The organism is Spirochaetota bacterium, from assembly GCA_034190085.1.
Taxonomy (GTDB): Bacteria; Spirochaetota; UBA4802; order UBA4802; family JAFGDQ01; genus JAXHTS01.
Genome location: JAXHTS010000054.1, coordinates 1 through 18,790 on the forward strand (window position 1 = coordinate 1; position 18,790 = coordinate 18,790).

Genomic DNA, 18,790 nt, shown 5'->3' on the forward strand with positions numbered 1-18,790 from the left:
CGAAAGTACTGAAAATTTGAGTGTTTTGGTGACATAATGCTTGCATTAAGTGCAAGGAAAATGTAAGGATAAGCTAAAAACCCTTGCACATGGAGTAAAATATGTACCGAAAGAAATCATTGGACCAGCTTGAATTCGCAGACTTTTATCTTCCCTTTGGAGGCAAACTGAGAAGTGACAATAGATGGATAAAGCTTTAAAAACTGATTCCATGGGATGAGATAGAAAAGTTATATTCATATAGATTTTCAAAACAGATGGGAGCGCCAGCCAAACCATTAAGAATGGCCCTCGGAGCATTGATAATAAAAGAGCGTTGTGGATTTACAGACGAGGAGACAGTAGAGCAAATACGGGAGAATCCATATTTACAATATTTCATTGGATTAAGTGAGTATAGAGATGCCACACCTTTCGATCCGTCGATGATGGTACACTTCAGAAAGCGTTTAAGCAGTGATATACTGAATGGTATAAACGAATTAACAATAGGCAATGATAGAAGGATGGTGATCTACAAGATACTACTTTAGGTGTTGATAATGATAAGAGTGAGGATTTTGAAGATAAGAATGAAGGTAAATTGATACTTGATGCCACATGTGCGCCATCAGATATAAGGTATCCTACGGATTTATCCCTATTGAACGAGTCCAGAGATGAACTTGAGATAATAATAGATGCATTACATAATCCGCTTAAGGGTAAGGAGAAGAAACCTCGGACATATAGGGAGAATGCAAGGAAAGATTACTTAAAGATAGCGAAGAAGTGCCGGAAGACATATATAGAGATAAAGAAATCGAAGGGGAAACAGTTACGCTATATATCTCGTGATTTAAGGCATATAGACGAGCTTTCATCAAAGAGTTCCTTATCATTAAACAATACAGGGATTTGCTCGTAATAAATGAATTATACAGGCAGCAGAAAGAGATGTATGATAAAAGAGTAAATAGTATCCAGGGTAGACTAGTAAGCATATCACAGCCGCATGTTCGTCCGATAATAAGGGGCAAGACCTCATCGCCGACAGAGTTTGGAGCGAAGATATCACTATCGTTGGTTGAAGGTTATACGAGGCTTGAAGAATTGAGTTGGGATAACTATAATGAATCATTAACATTGATAGATCATCTAGAAAGATACAGAGAACGTTACGGTTGTTATCCTGAAACAGTACAGGTGGATAGTATATTTCGGACCAGGGAAAACAGAGCATTTTGTAAAGAACATGGGATACGGATTTCTGGACCTCCTCTTGGTCGTCCCCCTAAAGTTGCCAAGTCGAATGATAATCTAAAACAGGAAAAACAGGATCTAAGAGAACGTGTAGCCATTGAGGGTAAGATTGGAGAAGCTAAGAGACGTTATGGATTATCCAGAATAATGGCAAAGTTGCCTGAGACAAATGAATCTGTTATAGGCATTATCCTTCTGGTGATGAATCTTGAAAGGAAGCTAAGGCTTCTTTTTGCCCAAATTTTACTGCGTCACACGAGAAGCTGTGAATGTGGAGTGTTCCCTGTATAGTCTAAATATCTACTTTTTCAGGAAGCCTTGCTTATATCCCACCTGTCGTTTCGAGAGTCCCATAATGCGACCAGTAGTGCTATAGCTGTAATTATAGAATGCAATGTATTCGAGAATAATTCTCTCTTCTTCAGATATATCAATGTTCTCAATGGCATCATTTATAATAATTCTGGTATCACGAAAACCGTTTGTAAAAGTGTGGTTTACATCCGCAAACATCTTATCAATATTATCAATATCGATATCAGAGTGAGCTTTTTTCTCATAAAATCGATAAATTACATTTCTCATAGTGCCCAGCAACCATTTCCTTGCATTATCGATCTCCTCAAATTTATCATAGAAGATGAGAAATACATCCTGGCATATATCACTTGTATCATCTCTATTCCCAACCTTTGTATACACGGCATTAAATACTAAAGGGTAATATTCGATGTATATTCTCGAAAAATTTTCTCGCTTTGAACTTTTCTTTCTCACCTATTTTCCCTCAAGAAAAAACTCTACAATCATATATATAGTCAATAAATGAGATGATTCGGTACATACTTTTTTTATATAAATTACAAAATTTTATAATTTCTCAGCTCAAATATATTGTATTTATCAGGATTCAACGAATAGCATTCCCCTAATCTACTAACCGCCATCTTTTTAATCTAAGATATCTTTTTGATCTGCTCTTATAAAATAAATATTTAAAGCGATTTTCTGAATAGGAATCGATCCAAACAGATGTGAAGTGTGTGGTACTAATTGAGGGAGGGGAATAAAGAAGTAGGTTTTCCAAAAGTTGAGACTCTTGAGAGCCCAAGTATTTAAAGATCATCAATAATTAATCTTTATATACTTGATAGCATCAATCTATACTATCAGTTTCAGTCACTTCTTAGAATTTCTATTACATACTATTCAATACCTTGGATACATCTTTGTAATAATAAAAAACATATAGGTGTATGTTTTTCATGTTAAGTATAAGATACAGAGAGAATAGGAAGATTTATACAATAGCTATTTTTTTAAAAATTATTGTTGAAAATTGCTTTTAATTTCCAATGATATTGTTTCAAATCCTAAGTGCATTTTTTCTCGAGGATGGTCTGAGACATAAAACGATGTAACCCTATACGATTGCAAACAACAAGGAGATATCAAAGTGCTAAAGATATATCCCGATAAATCTAAATTTATTCAATTAGCATCTGAATATAATCTCATTCCCGTTTATACAGAACTACACGGAGATATGTATACAACGATCTCATTATTCATGAGGCTCAAGAAGGAGAGATATCAGTTCCTACTTGAAAGCGCTGTGAGTGGGGAATTCTTTGGCAGATATTCCTTTATGGGCACTTCCCAAAAGGCTATAGTTTGTAGGGATGGAAATGTTTCACTGATTGAAGACACCAATACTATTGACGGCGGAGTCTATAAGAATCCTCTTGATTTCGTTAGAGAATACACAAAGAATATTATTCCCTATACAAATCCAAAGCTTCCCCCCTTTGTTAATGGTCTTGTCGGTTATCTTGGTTATGACATGATAAAGTATTTTGAAAATATACCCCTTCCTGAGAAGGATGAGTTGAATGTTCCAGACTTTGAGCTTATACTGGCAGACAGGATGTTGATCTACGATCATCTTGTTCACAAATTATATCTTGTACGTTCCCCTTTTATCTCCAGTGAAGATGATGCGGCAACGGTTTTCATGAATGCGGTTAATGAGATTGAAAGAATTGCTGAGGAGATCGAGAGACCAAATATAGAGAGAGTCCCATTTAGGGTTAAGACCCAGAATGGAAAATTGACCTTTAAGTCAAACTTTTCAAAGGTTAGTTTTGAAAACTCAGTTGAGTCTGTAAAAAAGCACATTTATGATGGGGATATCTTTCAATTGGTGCTGTCTCAACGACTTAAGATACCTGTGGAGGGTGATGCCTTTAATCTTTACCGGAGTCTCAGGGTTGTGAATCCCTCTCCATATATGTTCTATTTGAAATGCGATGATATTGAAATAATTGGTTCCTCTCCTGAAGTATTTGTTCAGCTTAAGGATGGTTGGGCAGCGGTAAGGCCTATTGCCGGCACACGGCCGCGGGGCAAGAATCCTGAAGAGGATATGCTTCTAAAAAATGAACTTCTATCAGATGAGAAGGAGTTGGCTGAGCACATAATGCTGGTTGACCTTGGAAGAAATGATATTGGCAGGGTATGTCATGGCGGAACCGTAAAGGTTGATCAATTGATGATCGTTGAATACTATTCTCATGTGATGCATATCGTATCCAATGTGATTGGAAAGATGTCAAGGGATAATGATGTCTTTAGCTTGATAAAGGCGACCTTTCCAGCAGGTACTCTCTCCGGAGCCCCAAAGATTAGAGCAATGGAGATAATAAGCGATTTTGAGCCAACAAAGCGTGGGATCTACGGGGGAATGGTAGCTCACATGACTTTCGACCAGCGCCTTGATAGCTGCATTACTATCAGGACAGCAATAGTGAAGGATAACATTGCTTATCTGCAAGCTGGAGGCGGTATTGTGGCTGATTCAAATCCGGAGCGGGAATATTACGAGACTGTGCATAAAATGAAGGCTCTATCAAAGGCCATAGAACTCGTGGAGAATTAATATGATCCTGTTAATAGACAATTATGACTCCTTTACCTATAATTTAAAGCAATATCTTATGGAACTCAATCAAAAGATTGAGGTTTTCAGAAATGACGCAATAAGTCTTGATGAGATAGAAAGATTCAGTCCATCCCATATTGTAATATCCCCGGGTCCGGGCAGACCTGAGAATGCTGGAATTAGCGTTGATGTTGTAAAGAGATTTTCCGGAAAGATACCAATACTTGGTGTTTGCTTGGGGCATCAATCAATAGCTTATGCCTTTGGCGCACAGATAGTATATGCCAAAAAGCTGATGCATGGAAAAGTAAGTAAGATCGGTCACGATAATAAAGGAATATTTGAGGATATTCCAAATAACTTTGAAGCAACTCGCTATCACTCTTTGGCAGTTGACAGAGAAACACTGCCCGATGTATTAGAGATCTCCGCAGAGAGTGAAGATGAAGACATTATGGGAGTGAGGCACAGATATGATTTAACAGAGGGGATTCAGGTTCATCCTGAGTCTATTCTCACTCAGGAAGGGAAAAAGATTCTAAAAAACTTTCTGGAGTTTAAATATATGAAACAAGCGGAAGGGTCTCTAATTAAAGAGGCCATTAAAACTGTTATTGCCAAGGGTGATTTGAGTGAGGATGTGGCTGTTCCTGTTATAAACGAGATAATGGAAGGGAATGCAACAGAGGCTCAGATAGCCTCCTTTATCACTGCATTAAGATTGAAGGGAGAGACAATAGAAGAGATCACAGCTTTTGCGAAGGTTATGAGGGAAAAATCTATTAAAATAGAGTCAGCATCACAGGATTTTGTTGACACCTGCGGTACAGGCGGCGATGAATCCGGAAGTTTTAATATATCTACAGCCGCCGCTTTTGTCGCAGCAGGATCAGGGGTGAGGGTTGCAAAGCATGGCAATAGAAGCGTATCCAGCAAGGCTGGAAGCGCTGATCTACTTGAGGAGGGCTTTAACATAAAAATCGACTTGTCTCCTCATGATATAGCAAAATGCATAGACGAGGTGGGTATTGGTTTTCTCTTTGCCCCAAAGCTTCATCCAGCGATGAAGTATGCCATAGGGCCAAGAAGAGAGATAGGGATTAGGACTGTTTTTAACATTCTAGGACCATTAACAAACCCAGCCAGGGCATCCTATCAGATGATGGGTGTTTATAGCCAGGATCTCGTGGAGAAGCTTGCCAGTGTATTAAAGAATCTTGGACTAAAAAGGGGTTTTGTTGTATCATCCGATGATGGACTGGATGAGGTTTCAATCTCCTCTCCTACATTGGTTGCTCACATAGATGAGAATGGAGTTGATATGAATAGATTTTCACCTGAGGATGTTGGATATACTTTTGACGACATAGGTTCCATTAAGGGTGGAAATGCCCTTGATAATGCAAATATTATACGAAAAATCCTAAAGGGAGAAAGGGATTCCCGTCGTAATATTGTATGCCTCAACGCTGGTTTTGCAATTGCTGCATGCAAGAACATCCCAATTCCGGAAGGAGTTAAGATGGCTGAGGAGGCAATAGATTCAGGCAGTGCCTTGAAAAAATTAGAGGAGCTTGTTGAGTTTACAAATAGCCTGAACCTGTAGCGGCATTCACAATATTAATTTGTACTAGCCTTATGTATCCATCAAAAAACTCACATCAAAGGATAATCTTTTTATCTCTCAACTGCTTAACTGCATCTTCTGTATAACCGAGTTCAGTAAGGATTTCTTCAGTGTGCTCTCCAATACGGGGAGATGGACGCGCCACCCTTCCGGGTGTTTCAGAAAGTCGAACTGCCATCCCTGGAACCTTAATCCTTCCCTTCTCTGTATCCATATCTATTAAGTTTTCTCGCGACTTTATATGAGGATCTTCTGCGACTTCACTAATGGTGTTAACCGGAGCATAAGGCACTCCATAGGGATCAAGCTTCTGTATCATCTCCTCCCTTGTGAATTGCTTCACCCTTTCCTGAACAATCTGTGTTAACTCATCCCTGTTCACTAATCTGCTAAAAATATTATTGAATTTTGGGTCCTCCAGTATTTCATCCAATCCCACTTCTTTGCAAAATTCAATAAATGCTTTATCACTGGCAACGCCTATGAAAAGAGGTTTGTCTTTTGTTTGAAAGACCTGATATGGCGTTGCAAACTCATGACCAGAACCAAGCCTGGGTGGATTCTTCCCAGTCAAGGCATAGTGTGCAAACCAATAATTCATCCAGGTTACACCAGTATCGAAGAGTGATACATCAATCTGCTGACCCTTACCCGTCTCATCACGCACCCTTAGGGCAAGCAGCATTCCTATGAGTGCAAACATGCCAGTGCCATAATCTATGGCTGATGTGCCTATTCTCACAAAACCACCCTCTGGCTCTCCTGTAGCAGCCATAATACCGCACTCCGCCTGGCTGCAAACATCATAACCAGCTCTGGAACTATAGGGACCACTCTGTCCATAACCGGACAGAGAACAGTAGATTATCCTCTTATTGATGGCGCTCACAACGTCATAGCCTAAACCTAATTTGGCAATCGTTCCAGGTGTAAAGGCCTCCAGAAATATATCTGCTTCCTTTGCAAGTTTTAGGGCTATCTCCTTCCCTTCATCTGTCTTCAGGTTTAGAGCCAGACTCCGCTTATTTCGATTGAGTATCATTGACCATGCCCCGCCCAGAATAGGTCGAAAGGCATCACCTATTAACGGCTCAACCTTTATCACCTCAGCTCCCATATCACCAAGGATCATAGTACAGAAGGGCCCAGCAGCAGATTGTGATAAATCGAGAACCTTTATGTTTTCCAAAGGTAACATCTTCTCCCCTCCTAAGGTATAATTATTTATAAAGAATAGTTTTATTCAATAACCCTTGAAGTCAATAAGATTATTAAATTGACCCTAACTACTGATCAAATGTTTGAATTACTCCAATTTCAGGATTACTTAAGTGCGGGATGGCATATACATCGCTATAGATTTACAGCTATACGGTCCTGTCTACATCTTGATCATATTTCAAACCAAAGGTATGAAAGAGTATTGTAGGTTTATAATTAATGATTGGGTTGTTGATGTTCAGGCGCTCACACCTACAACATTGGGGGGATTCTTTTAATATGATGTGTTTAAGATATCACAATAAGAATTAACACCTTATCTCATTCTATTATAGGCACTTGATCCCTTCTTTTTGAATGCGCCTAATCGAAAATCATTGATAATCTGTAGGGCTATATCCTTCATCATTAGCATAGCGCCGTATCCTGTTAGGCCCGAAAAATTATTGATAATGATTCTTTTATTATCTCCCTCAATAAATAACTTCTCAAAGGTTAAGGGATTCTCCCATTCTGAATCTCGGTTCGCTAGAAGTTGTTCCAATAATTGAACTACCTGATGAAGAAGAAAAGCGGATTCTTTTAGATATTCATTCCTATCCTTTTCAACCTCTATCTCAGGCACATTTTTCCTTATTAACACAAGTATGTGATCATCTATTCTCTTAGATGGTTTTGACCCCCTGGGAACAGCCAAATAACGAAAGGTTTCCTCAAGCTGATGTAACCTTTCTCTCAAATCACCCTTAACCAGCAACCATAACACTGGGAAATAACAGACAGCGAATTGAGATATCGCCCCATAAAAACGAGATATTTCATATCCGGCAAGCGGATGGAATCTGATCTCTGGATATTTATTGATCCTTTCAACATTTTCCTCAATTTTTTTATCCACCAATTGAGTAAATGAATTCTCCTCCTTTTGGCTTCCAAATTTTTCTTTAATCTTTTCCAAATTAGCAATTTCAGCAAGGATAAATCCTTCAAGATTCATCTTGTTCCTTTTAGCCAGTTCAAGTCTCTCCTCAAAATCTTTAATATTGAACCACTTAGAGCTATACTCCTTTGCATAATCATTGAACTTATTCCGTAGCTTAAGTAGGAGAAGCTCTGTTTCCTTTTTCGATATTCCCATTGTGAAAGTCCGAATAATAATGGATTTATAAATATCTGCCAGCGCTACTTCTCAAGCAACTGATATCATTGCTATAAGTTTTAAATCTCTCTAAGCATATTCTTCTGTAGTCTTTACTGAAAACCTGGAAAAGGAGTCACTTGGTAGTTTGTTTACAATCCTTTATAGTATTATATTTATACAAAATCAAGAAAATTATATAAAATTTGTTTACAATTACGCTCACATCATATTATTTATTTCCAATCAATAACTATACTAGTTTAGGGCATTAAACTCGTTTTCAAACGTCTGGTATGCGCCTAAGGGAATCTGCAAAAGAATAATCCTTAGTATTTGGCTATAAAGACTATTTCAATACAGGCAAGAAGCATGGGACTAACGTATAAAGATTCAGGTGTTGATATTAACAGGGGTAAATCCTTTGTTGATAAGATCAAACCCCTCCTAAGGTCGACCTTCAGCAACAGGGTAATAACCGATATTGGCGGATTTAGCTCCCTCTTTTCTGCCTCTTTTGACCAGATGAAGGAGCCAGTCCTTGTATCCGGAACCGACGGCGTTGGCACAAAGCTGAAGATTGCTCAAATGATGAACATCCATAACACAATCGGAATTGATGCAGTCGCTATGTGTGTTAATGACATTATAACCTCTGGGGCAAGACCCCTCTTCTTTTTGGATTATATATCCTGCGGAAGGTTGAACGAGTCACTGCTTGTGGAGGTTGTTAATGGAATTGCAGAGGGCTGCAAAATAGCTGACTGCAGCCTTATAGGCGGGGAGACTGCTGAGCACCCAGATGTAATGGATCCCAATGAATATGATATTGCTGGATTTTCCGTTGGAGTTGTTGACAGAGTAAATATAATAAACGGGGCTGAGATAAAAAAGGGAGACATTATTGTTGGATTAAAATCATCGGGCATACATTCAAATGGTTACTCCCTTTTAAGAAAATTATTTTTTGAAATAAAACAATTTGATGTAGACACATTCTTTCCGGATTTATCCGGGACGCTTGGTGAGGCCTTATTGATCCCCACTAGAATCTACAGCAAGGGGATTCTCAATTGTATTGATCATAAGGTCAGGCTTAAGGGAATTATTCACATTACAGGCGGTGGTTTCTATGAAAATATTCCAAGGATTCTCCCTGAAGGCCTTTCAGCAAAGATCGACAGATCCTATCTTGAAATCCCTGCAATCTTTAACCTGGTACAGAGGGAAGGAGAGATTGAAGATAGGGAGATGTATTCCACTTTTAATATGGGAATCGGCATGATGCTTGTTGTAGATAGGGATGATGAAGGCAAGACAATTGAACTCCTTCAAGAATCTGAAGAGTCGGCCATTGTTATAGGTGAGATTGTGAAAGACAAGGATGAACAGGTTATTATAGCTTGATCCCTAGTTCAATCTGACTATAGCCCTTTCGAGCCCATTTAGCACCTCTTTGCTCTCCCCAATTGCCTGAAAGGTGATTCTCCCTTTTCTATCGATAAGGAAAACCGCTGGCACCTTTAATGTGGGAGAATATTTTTTTATGGTCATTTGGTATATGTCCAGAAGACATTCATTTTTAATCTTTAGCTTTTTCAATATTTGAGATGCCTTTTTCTTCCCTTCCTTATCAATATTGATCAGGACCAACCTAACATTCTTTTTTCTCTTATACCTCTTCTCCATTTCAATCAATTGAGGCATCTCCCTTATGCAGGGTTTACAATAACTGGCCCAGAAATCTAAAATTATTGGCCCCTTGGCAAGAAGAGACGACAATCTGATTAGTTTCCCATCCATATTGAAAAGAGCGAATCCCGGAGCTGTCTTATCTTTTGAGTATACCTCATTCCCAACTGGGACAAATATGGCGATCATAATCAGAATAATAATCAACCTTTTCATATTTGCGCTCCCTCTCTAAGATTTTTAAAAAAAGCTGTTAATAAGGACAATGCCTCTTCTCTAAGGATACCGATTTCTATCTCTGGAATATGATTTAATTTATTATTCCCACATACAGATAAAACCGAACCGCAGGCTCCGTATTTTTGATCCTCCACACCGATAATAATCCTTCTTAATCTGGCGTGTATAATTGCGCCTGCACACATTGCACATGGTTCCTTTGTGACATATAGATCACAATCAACTAATCTCTCGTTTTTAAGAACTGCTGATGCTTGTTCGATTGAGATGATCTCAGCATGACTTACTGGATTATTCTTCGACCGATTCTCGTTATGTGCTGAAGAAATCACAACCCCATCATTTACGATTACTGCTCCAACGGGAATCTCTCCCTTATTAAAGGCTCTTTTTGCCTCCTCTAATGCTATCTGCATGAATGCATTTTTCTCTAACATATACCAATAAAAAGCCCTCCCAAAGGATAAGAGGGCCTTTGCGTCCAAGAGGATTCGAACCTCTGACCTACGGATTCGTAGTCCGTCGCTCTATCCAGCTGAGCTATGGACGCAATATTATTATTTAGATGTGCTACTACAACATCATATAAATTTAAATACAAGGGCATGAATAACCAATCGTTCCGGATCAATCCGCAAGCGACCCTCTATTCATCGAATAGCAACCATTACTAATATTATGCTAAATCACAAATCCAATTGCTGAAGTAATTTCTTAATTATTGATATATTAAAATTATTTCCCTTTAGAGCAAATATCATGCCCCATAGGCAGATAATAAAATATGCTGCATACATGAGATATATCAATATTACTAGGATTAAGCGAAAATATCTCCATTCAGATGGTGTAAATAAATTGATAATGGATAATAGTAATATAATAGAAATCTGGCATACTGCAAGAATAAAACCCTGTTTAGCATGTTTCAGATTGTATGTATCCCTTTTGTTATTATATAAAGGAATAATCCACCCGACAAAGGGGATATAAGAGACTAAGGCAAGGCGGGGAATATCATTCTGACCATATTGATCTGTCTCATTTTCATGCGATCCGATTAGTTCCACAATTCTTCCCAGATTCGGAGAGAGTGGGATTCGAACCCACGGTAGCGTACACTACAACGGTTTAGCAAACCGTCCCCTTCGGCCTCTCGGGCATCTCTCCTGGTAACAATATATCCTAATAATATTGAGTCGGAGAGTGAGGGATTCGAACCCCCGGAGCGTAAACCCAACGGTTTTCAAGACCGCCTCCATAGACCACTCGGACAACTCTCCGAAAATCATAATAGAATATTTAATCTCTATCTGTCAAATAAAATACTCCCTCCATGAACTATTTTGGCGCTCCTTGAAAACCTTAATTTACGAAATAATCTCGCCTTCCAGCCAAAGGCGGGTATACATGGATTGTTTTTGATCTGATATAATCACCTATTTAATAATACAATATGAACTACGAAGAACATGTTTGCCTTCATTGTTTTGGGCAATGATACCATATTTTTTCCCGCTGTCCTCATCTCCAATCTCATACCCCTGATAGGTGATAGTCTGACCAGGAAGCACAGGACGCGAAAATTGTACCTTTAGCTTTCTTACCTTTAATGGATCCCTCTCCGGACCTGTAAGATTGTCTACCACAGTCTTATGCGCAAAGGCCATGGTACAGAGTCCTTGAAGAATGATTCCTGGAAGGCCAACCTGTTTAGCAACATTGTCATCAATATGAATAATATTATGATCTCCTGATGGCTCTGCATAAATATAGGTTTGCCCATTTCGCACCTTCATATCCTGTGTCCAGAGTATTTTTCCAGGCTCTGGATCCATTACCCTTTCATCAGGTTTTCCTGACCCTGCGCTCCTATCGAAAAACTCAGCCTTTGCTTTTGTTACAGTCTCTCCATTTTGATTTACTCCACTAATTTCACAACCAAGGATGCTTCCCTTCTCCCTGACATCAATATGAGTTATCTTGGCTGATGATTTAATCTTATCACCCGGTTTTACGGGAATAAACCATTCAAACTCCTGAGAATAATGAACCATAGCCCCAAAATTCATTCCTGTATCCGGATCCATTAGGACCTGGCCCATACCACCCCCAGTATAATTAACCGCATACATAGGAGGTGTGATTATCCCTCCCTCCCTCCTATTATCGAAATAGGCATCATTATCCTCATTATAAGCAAGAGCATAATATATGCTCTCATGAGCTGTTATCTCTACAGCATCATCTGAAGAATATTCCCTTCCTATTACCTCTTCATTTAATGGCATACCCTATCCTCCCTCAATATTGATTTGTGACGACTCTTTCATACTAATGGAATAGAATATCAATGAGTCAACCCTTATTGTTGATATTTCATCATATGAGGCAATAAAAATTATGAAATATTCAAGAATATCATTACTTATATCCCCATGACAGTAAAGAATAACCCACAAGGTAGTAAATTATTTGTTCTATGTGGACAATGACTGTTCTGTCGGAGCAATATTTACTTATTTCCTCTTAACAATGATATTATTGGGATAATAGATTCTAAAAAAAATCATAAAATATCAGAAATTTATATAGCTCCCGCCCAACATACCTAAGAAACAATAGCATTTTAATTTTGGCACAGATGTTGCTTTATTATAGCATTGCCGGGTTTTATTAAAATAAGTTTAAAGGAGGGCAAAGATGAAAATATTTCCAGGACCTTTAATAATTTTGTCTGTTGTAGCAAGTCTGATATTTACGCAAATTGCTTGTAATGAGGTTGCGGAGGATATAATAAACAATATTCAGCAGGATCAGGTAACAGATACCGACAGTGATGGCATATTCGATATATCTGATAACTGTGATGATAACTTTAATCCGGATCAGGTTGATTGGGATGGAGATGGCATAGGAGATGCCTGTGATCCAAGTTTAACACCTTGCGGTGATCCTGATGATCCCAGAGCAGGGAGATGCTATAATGAGTGCGATCCCTCTATTACAGATACCAGTGATAGCGCTTATTGCGATGTAGATGGCGATGATAGCGCGGATGATATTGATGGTGATGGAAATGCTGATTATGTCTGTCATGGGCGGATTACACTTGATAGCGGCAAAAAGATTCGCTATTATCGAAACTATCCCCTGTATCTAAGCACCTATGAACATCAGACAGTGGCTATTAAGGATGATCCAGATGCCATTCTTCGTTATGCCATAAACCGGGCAGTAATTGTGGTGCATGGCGTTGGTCAGACTGCATTCAGTTATTATGATAGCGCAAGACAAGGCGCTATAAATGCAGGAACCTTTAAGAATACTATCATAATAGCGCCGCATTTTATAAGCGACAAGCACAATCCTCAGTCTGATGAACTCCACTGGAACAATTATGCTCCAAGCTGGACAGGGGGCGCTGATTCAAATAATTCTCCCAATACAAGCTCTTACACTGTTATGGATGAAATAATTGTAAAGCTGTCTCATTTTCCCAATATTCAGGAGATCGTTGTTTTCGGACATTCCGCCGGTGGGCAGTATTCACAGCGATTTGCTGCTGGGACACAACAGGAGGACAGCATTAGCGTGCCGGTTCGCTATATTGTGGCTAATCCATCAAGCTATATGTATTTAAATAATAAACGTCCTGCTGGACAGATAAGCGGCACATACATTTTCGCTGTTCCCTTTACATGGTGTCCGTATAATGCTTACAGGTATGGAACGGATTTTATGCAACCCTATATGCCCAGTAAGGAAACCATACGAAGCCAATACCCTGGTCGGGATGTTACATATATGATAGGCACTGAGGAAGATGATTGTCAATGCGAGGAACAGAGTCCAGGCCAATGGGAGGGTGTTGGTAGTTGTGGTGTTGATCTTGACTGCGGTTGTGAGGCGCGCTGGCAGGGTGAAAACCGTTATGAACGCGCTATGGCCTTTAAGGATTTCATGGACACTTATTACACTAACAACCATTCTCTATTAGAAGTAGAAGGGGTAGGGCATACTGGATGGGGTATGCTAACTTCAGTTGAGGCTGCTGATTTGATATATGGAGTTGACATTTGATGTTAAATATCCCACCAAAGACCCTCTCTTTTTGCTTTTAAGTATATATGATTATCTATTTTATCCGGTTTATTTAGCCGGATAAAATAGATATCACTTCCTTACACTTTTGTTTTTACACTGCAGGCGTAATTATCTATGCACTCTGTAGTTATTCACTATTCTGCTGGATTCAATACCCGCCCAATAAAGAGGATTGTTCCGGTTTGGAAATCCCTTATCAAAAATATAAATGGCCTGTTAATATGGATTATCACAGGTTCAGAAGGCTGAGATGTAAACTCAAAAACAACGGCTGTAGCTGCCGCTGCCTCTGTACCAAATTCATCCACAGATACAAAGGCCTTATGAACTACATTGCCTATAAAAAGATCGAAAGATCCGTCAATACCTGAGAAGTCTGCCGTATCAGGTAAAAAAGCATCATTCATTCCCATATCTTTTAGAGTATCTTTAAAAGAAAACTCAGATTTGAATTCCCATTTAGGCATTTTGAGATCAATATTTCTAAGCTCCAGGTTGTTTGTAATATCAGACAATGTCTGAGTGTCAAGATTCTGCTCAAATGTTTCAAATGTACCAGCATCAGGCATAATGATAAGCATGCCTGCGTCTTTGCCCTCATAGGGAAGCTCAACAGCCTGATATCCCTCTCCATCAGCATATGAAAAATACTCCTCCTGTTTCATCATAGACACATTTACCTGTGATTCATCAAGAAGAGAAAAAATTTCTGTAGAGGTATTTTCTTCATCAAATTGATAAATCCATTTTCCATAAAAGTAAACAGCATTGGTCAACACTAAACGAGTAGACTTAGTGACAATACCAGGTTTCAGGAAATCTGTAATCTTTCCATTTGTCTGATCCTCAATCCATGTGTTTATTATCTGGCGAGATTCATCTGGATTATTGATAAAATCGAGCAGATACATGGCTGCGCCATAATTAAGGGCAAGTACATCTAAAAAACCCTCTAAGAATGAATACGTTTGCTCTCCCCAGAGAGAATTTGCGACAGATAAAATAAAGTCATTTTCAGTAGCACCCTCAGAATTAGCAAGTGTAAGGTCAAGTTTATTGAATGCAGTGTGTAATCTTGTTTGCGGGAGTGTAAAATTGAGAGTTTCTGCAATCTCCATCTCAGTATTTCCCCGCGCCCCTGCATAGGTCATTGCAAGAGCAATCGAAATGCTATATGGTGAATAGAATAAATTTCCTTCTTCGCTTTGGAGTTGAGCATATAGATCCAGGACAAATTGTGTGTTGCCATCGATAAGTTCGGAAAAATCACCCTCCGACACATCAGGTGAAAGATCACGGTTTAAACTTGAACGCTGAATCTGAAAAGGAGGAGATTCAATAATTGGCAAATCAGTGGATTTTGATTCATCTGAGCATCTTACACAAAAGAGAATGAATAATAACACAACAAGATTTAAATATTTGGACATTCTTCTCATAATAGCACCTCCATTCTTAAATAGATTGTTACATAATTCTAAATTCCTAGAACAATACCAATTATCTTAATATATAAGTCCTGATTAGAACAGAAATGGTACATACTTTTTTATTCAGTGTCTCAATCTATGTAATCGGTGAATGCTTTCATAGCGGAAAGCGGTCTACTGGTCATAAACCCATGAACTTCACATTTATCTACGCTGAATACAACAATGTTTTACATGGATAGAAAAAATTCTTTCTCCTTTTGACTTGACGTATTTGATCTCATGTGGTTTGTTTTTTTGAATTTATAGTTGGTATTCCATTAATTAATTTTTCAAAAAATAATCCAAGATTACCATTCTATAATTTAAACTGATATAAAAGCATGCGCTAAGAGATTAGTCAATTATTATTAGCGTTTTTTTAATACTAATAGCGATGTTGTGAAAAACTTATAGCATTTTTTCATCATATCTTGTATAATTTTATTATCTCTAAACTCAAGTAATTAAAGAAATGTAATGAAAAGAAAAAAGGTTGTATCCTTTCTGGCATCTGGAAGAGGATCAAATTTTATAGCTGTTAGAAATAAAATAGAGAAGGGCGAAATTAACGCTAAGCTTGGTATACTCATATCTGATAAAAGCGATGCTAAGGCGTTGAAAATAGCACAACAATTCAAGATGGATGCCTTTTTTGTTGATCCACTCTTCTTTTCAACCAGGGAGGAACACGATAAAGCTATTGTAAAACTCTTAAAGGAAAACAAAACAGATTTGGTTGTAGCAGCAGGATATATGAGAATTCTAACGCCATACTTTGTAAAAATGTATAGAAATAAAATTATTAACATACATCCAGCCCTCTTACCTGCTTTTCCCGGAATCCATGCTCAAAGGTTGGCACTTGAGAAGGGTGTAAAGATTACTGGCTGCACAACTCATTTTATTAATGAGGGAACAGACACTGGCCCAATTATAATGCAGAGAGCAGTACCGGTTCTCGATAACGATAATATTGAGACCCTATCAGCCAGGATCTTAAAGGAGGAACATCGTATTCTGCCGGACTCTGTAAAGCTCTTTTGTGATGACAAATTAAAGATAATACATGATAAGGTTATAATTAAAAATTAACTCGTCATTTCATTGTCAAATTTTTGAAATTTTCAAACTCATTCCTACATAGAGACACTACATACATTAATTATTTGTTATTATTTATATTTATCAGCTTACTAATTTTTTAGATGCCTTCTTCCTATCAATTATATTTAATATTTTTTTTCTTATTCTGACGGATTTTGGGGTTATTTCTAATAATTCATCATCTTCTATATATTCAAGTGACTGCTCAATATTTAACTGTTTTGGAGGCGATAGTCTAATATTATCATCAGATCCTGCCGCGCGCATGTTTGTAAGCTTTTTAGTCTTGCAAACATTTACCTCCAAATCTCCTTCTCTGTTATTTTCTCCCACAATCATTCCTTCATACACTGCGACCCCAGGACCAATAAATAGAACACCCCTATCCTGCAAACTATCAAGCGCATAAGCTACGGATGTACCGGCTTCACGAGCGATGAGCAATCCCCTATTCCTTTTGGGAATTTCTCCCTTATAGTATTCATACTCATAGAAATTATGATGAATAATTCCAGTTCCTCTTGTGGATGTTAAGAATTCATTTCTAATGCCTATGAGTCCTCTTGATGGCACTTTAAACTCAAGTCTTGAGTATCCGTCTTCTCCTGCCTGCATCTTTATCATTTCACCCTTTCTGATCCCTAACATTTCTATAACAACCCCCACATACTCATCAGCCACATCAATAACAACAAGTTCAATGGGTTCAGCCCTTTTGCCCTGAAGTTCTCTATATATTACTTCTGGTTTGGAAACCTGAAATTCATAACCCTCCCTTTTCATATTCTCTATAAGAATAGCAAGTTGAAGTTCACCCCTGCCCTTAACAATAAATGAATCCTGTGAGCGACTTCGCTCTATTTCAATGCTGACATTTGTCTGTACTTCCTTCTGAAGCCTATCCCATATTTTTGTTGAAGTAACATATTTCCCTTCATTTCCTACAAAAGGGGAATCATTTGCCATAAAGGTCATTGCCAGTGTGGGTTCGTCTATATCAATCAAGGGCAGTGGCATAGGATTATCCTTATCAGCTACACTATCTCCAACATCAATTTGTTCAATGCCAGAAATTGAAACTATATCCCCTGCAAAAGCTTCGCTTACCTCTCTTTTATTAAGGCCTTCAAATGCATATATCTTAGTAACCCTGAAAGGGAACCTGCTGCCATCCCTCTTTATAAGGATAACCTCATCCCCCTGTCGAACAATGCCATTATGTATTTTCCCTGTTCCAAATTTGCCTAGATAATTATCATAATCGGTCGCTGAAGTCAAAAATTGAAATGGAAGTTCAGCATGTCCTTCAGTATCCTTTACATATTCTATTATTGAATCGAATAATGGCTGAAGGTCATCTACATCATCCTCCAAATTGTATTTTGCTATTCCCTCCTTTGCAGAGGTATACACAACAGGAAAATCAAGTTGATGATCATCTGCCTTTAATTGAATAAAAAGATCGAATACCATATCCAGCACGTCATGAGGTCTGCTGTTTTTTATATCAATTTTATTAATAACCACAATTGGTATGTGATTCTGCTCGAGAGATTTTTTTAGCACATATTTTGTTTGAGGCATTGTTCCTTCAAAGGCATCAACAAGTAATAATACAGAATCTACCATCTTGAGTATTCTCTGCACTTCTCCTCCGAAATCAGCATGTCCGGGAGTGTCAACTATATTGATTTTATAATCTTTATAAAAAAGGGCCGCATTTTTTGAAAATATTGTAATACCCTTCTCCTTTTCAAGTTCATTGGAGTCCATAATCCTTTCATCAATTTTCTGATTTTCTCTAAATACACCAGCGAATTTCAGCATCGCATCAATGAGGGTAGTTTTGCCATGATCCACATGAGCAATGATAGCTATGTTCTTTATCTTATTCATCACTTCAGTTCGTCTCCTAAATAAAAGTTAGCAATGATGAGTTATGTTGAATTATTATACCAGCACTTTTTTATTATTGTATAACTTAGTATTTAAATCTATTTAATTCG

General features: G+C 38.1%; 14 protein-coding genes, 3 tRNA genes and 1 pseudogene. 6 read left to right on the forward strand and 12 right to left on the reverse strand.

Annotated features, from left to right (window positions below):
• Positions 1-101: 101 nt before the first annotated feature.
• Positions 102-1,533, forward strand: a pseudogene (locus SVZ03_10655) (IS5 family transposase).
• A gap of 9 nt (positions 1,534-1,542) precedes the next feature.
• On the opposite strand, the gene SVZ03_10660 reads toward SVZ03_10655, so the two are convergent.
• The gene (locus tag SVZ03_10660) at positions 1,543-2,019 is read right to left on the reverse strand and encodes a sigma-70 family RNA polymerase sigma factor (protein MDY6934665.1); all 477 of its coding nucleotides are present in this window, start codon (positions 2,017-2,019) and stop codon (positions 1,543-1,545) included.
• Between the two features lie 679 nt (positions 2,020-2,698).
• Between SVZ03_10660 and trpE the strand changes: the two genes are divergently transcribed.
• Positions 2,699-4,180 (forward strand): anthranilate synthase component I, encoded by a 1,482-nt coding sequence (gene trpE / locus SVZ03_10665; protein MDY6934666.1) that lies wholly within the window; start codon positions 2,699-2,701, stop codon positions 4,178-4,180.
• A gap of 1 nt (position 4,181) precedes the next feature.
• The gene (locus SVZ03_10670; GenBank protein MDY6934667.1) at positions 4,182-5,789 is read left to right on the forward strand and encodes a bifunctional anthranilate synthase component II/anthranilate phosphoribosyltransferase; all 1,608 of its coding nucleotides are present in this window, start codon (positions 4,182-4,184) and stop codon (positions 5,787-5,789) included.
• A 55-nt stretch (positions 5,790-5,844) separates the two neighbouring features.
• Here the strand turns inward: SVZ03_10670 and SVZ03_10675 are convergent, their stop codons facing one another.
• Together SVZ03_10675 and SVZ03_10680 are read right to left on the reverse strand one after the other, a co-directional pair.
• On the reverse strand, positions 5,845-7,008 hold the full coding sequence (locus tag SVZ03_10675) for a CaiB/BaiF CoA-transferase family protein (GenBank protein ID MDY6934668.1): 1,164 nt from the start codon (positions 7,006-7,008) through the stop codon (positions 5,845-5,847).
• Positions 7,009-7,347: 339 nt separating this feature from the next.
• A complete protein-coding gene (locus SVZ03_10680) occupies positions 7,348-8,169 on the reverse strand; it encodes a hypothetical protein (protein ID MDY6934669.1) in 822 nt (273 codons plus the stop codon).
• A gap of 372 nt (positions 8,170-8,541) precedes the next feature.
• On the opposite strand from SVZ03_10680, the gene purM reads away from it, so the two are divergent.
• Complete coding sequence (gene purM, locus SVZ03_10685; protein ID MDY6934670.1) at positions 8,542-9,576, forward strand: phosphoribosylformylglycinamidine cyclo-ligase; 1,035 nt, start codon at positions 8,542-8,544, stop codon at positions 9,574-9,576.
• A 3-nt stretch (positions 9,577-9,579) separates the two neighbouring features.
• Here purM and SVZ03_10690 read toward each other — a convergent pair whose 3' ends face one another.
• From SVZ03_10690 to SVZ03_10720, 7 genes are all read right to left on the reverse strand, one after another.
• The gene (locus SVZ03_10690; protein ID MDY6934671.1) at positions 9,580-10,077 is read right to left on the reverse strand and encodes a TlpA disulfide reductase family protein; all 498 of its coding nucleotides are present in this window, start codon (positions 10,075-10,077) and stop codon (positions 9,580-9,582) included.
• Positions 10,074-10,538 carry a tRNA adenosine(34) deaminase TadA gene (gene tadA / locus SVZ03_10695; protein ID MDY6934672.1) on the reverse strand — a complete coding sequence of 155 codons (465 nt, stop codon included), beginning with the start codon at positions 10,536-10,538 and terminating at the stop codon, positions 10,074-10,076. The genes SVZ03_10690 and tadA overlap by 4 nt, the downstream gene beginning before the upstream one ends.
• Before the next feature lie 39 nt (positions 10,539-10,577).
• Positions 10,578-10,651: transfer RNA gene (locus SVZ03_10700), tRNA-Arg, on the reverse strand.
• 136 nt (positions 10,652-10,787) lie between these two features.
• A complete protein-coding gene (locus SVZ03_10705) occupies positions 10,788-11,171 on the reverse strand; it encodes a hypothetical protein (GenBank protein MDY6934673.1) in 384 nt (127 codons plus the stop codon).
• Between the two features lie 15 nt (positions 11,172-11,186).
• Positions 11,187-11,271: transfer RNA gene (locus tag SVZ03_10710), tRNA-Ser, on the reverse strand.
• 30 nt (positions 11,272-11,301) lie between these two features.
• Positions 11,302-11,384 (reverse strand) — tRNA-Ser (locus SVZ03_10715).
• Positions 11,385-11,540: 156 nt separating this feature from the next.
• Positions 11,541-12,392, reverse strand: a complete 852-nt coding sequence (locus SVZ03_10720) for a MaoC/PaaZ C-terminal domain-containing protein (protein MDY6934674.1) — start codon at positions 12,390-12,392, stop codon at positions 11,541-11,543.
• Positions 12,393-12,804: 412 nt separating this feature from the next.
• Here SVZ03_10720 and SVZ03_10725 point away from each other — a divergent pair, with 412 nt between their 5' ends.
• Positions 12,805-14,184, forward strand: a complete 1,380-nt coding sequence (locus tag SVZ03_10725) for a hypothetical protein (GenBank protein ID MDY6934675.1) — start codon at positions 12,805-12,807, stop codon at positions 14,182-14,184.
• 158 nt (positions 14,185-14,342) lie between these two features.
• Here SVZ03_10725 and SVZ03_10730 read toward each other — a convergent pair whose 3' ends face one another.
• Entirely contained in the window at positions 14,343-15,647 is a 1,305-nt protein-coding gene (locus tag SVZ03_10730; GenBank protein ID MDY6934676.1) for a serpin family protein, read from the reverse strand.
• 510 nt (positions 15,648-16,157) lie between these two features.
• Between SVZ03_10730 and purN the strand changes: the two genes are divergently transcribed.
• Complete coding sequence (purN, locus tag SVZ03_10735) at positions 16,158-16,772, forward strand: phosphoribosylglycinamide formyltransferase (GenBank protein MDY6934677.1); 615 nt, start codon at positions 16,158-16,160, stop codon at positions 16,770-16,772.
• 93 nt (positions 16,773-16,865) lie between these two features.
• Here purN and typA read toward each other — a convergent pair whose 3' ends face one another.
• Entirely contained in the window at positions 16,866-18,680 is a 1,815-nt protein-coding gene (gene typA, locus SVZ03_10740) for a translational GTPase TypA (protein MDY6934678.1), read from the reverse strand.
• Between the last annotated feature and the right edge of the window lie 110 nt (positions 18,681-18,790).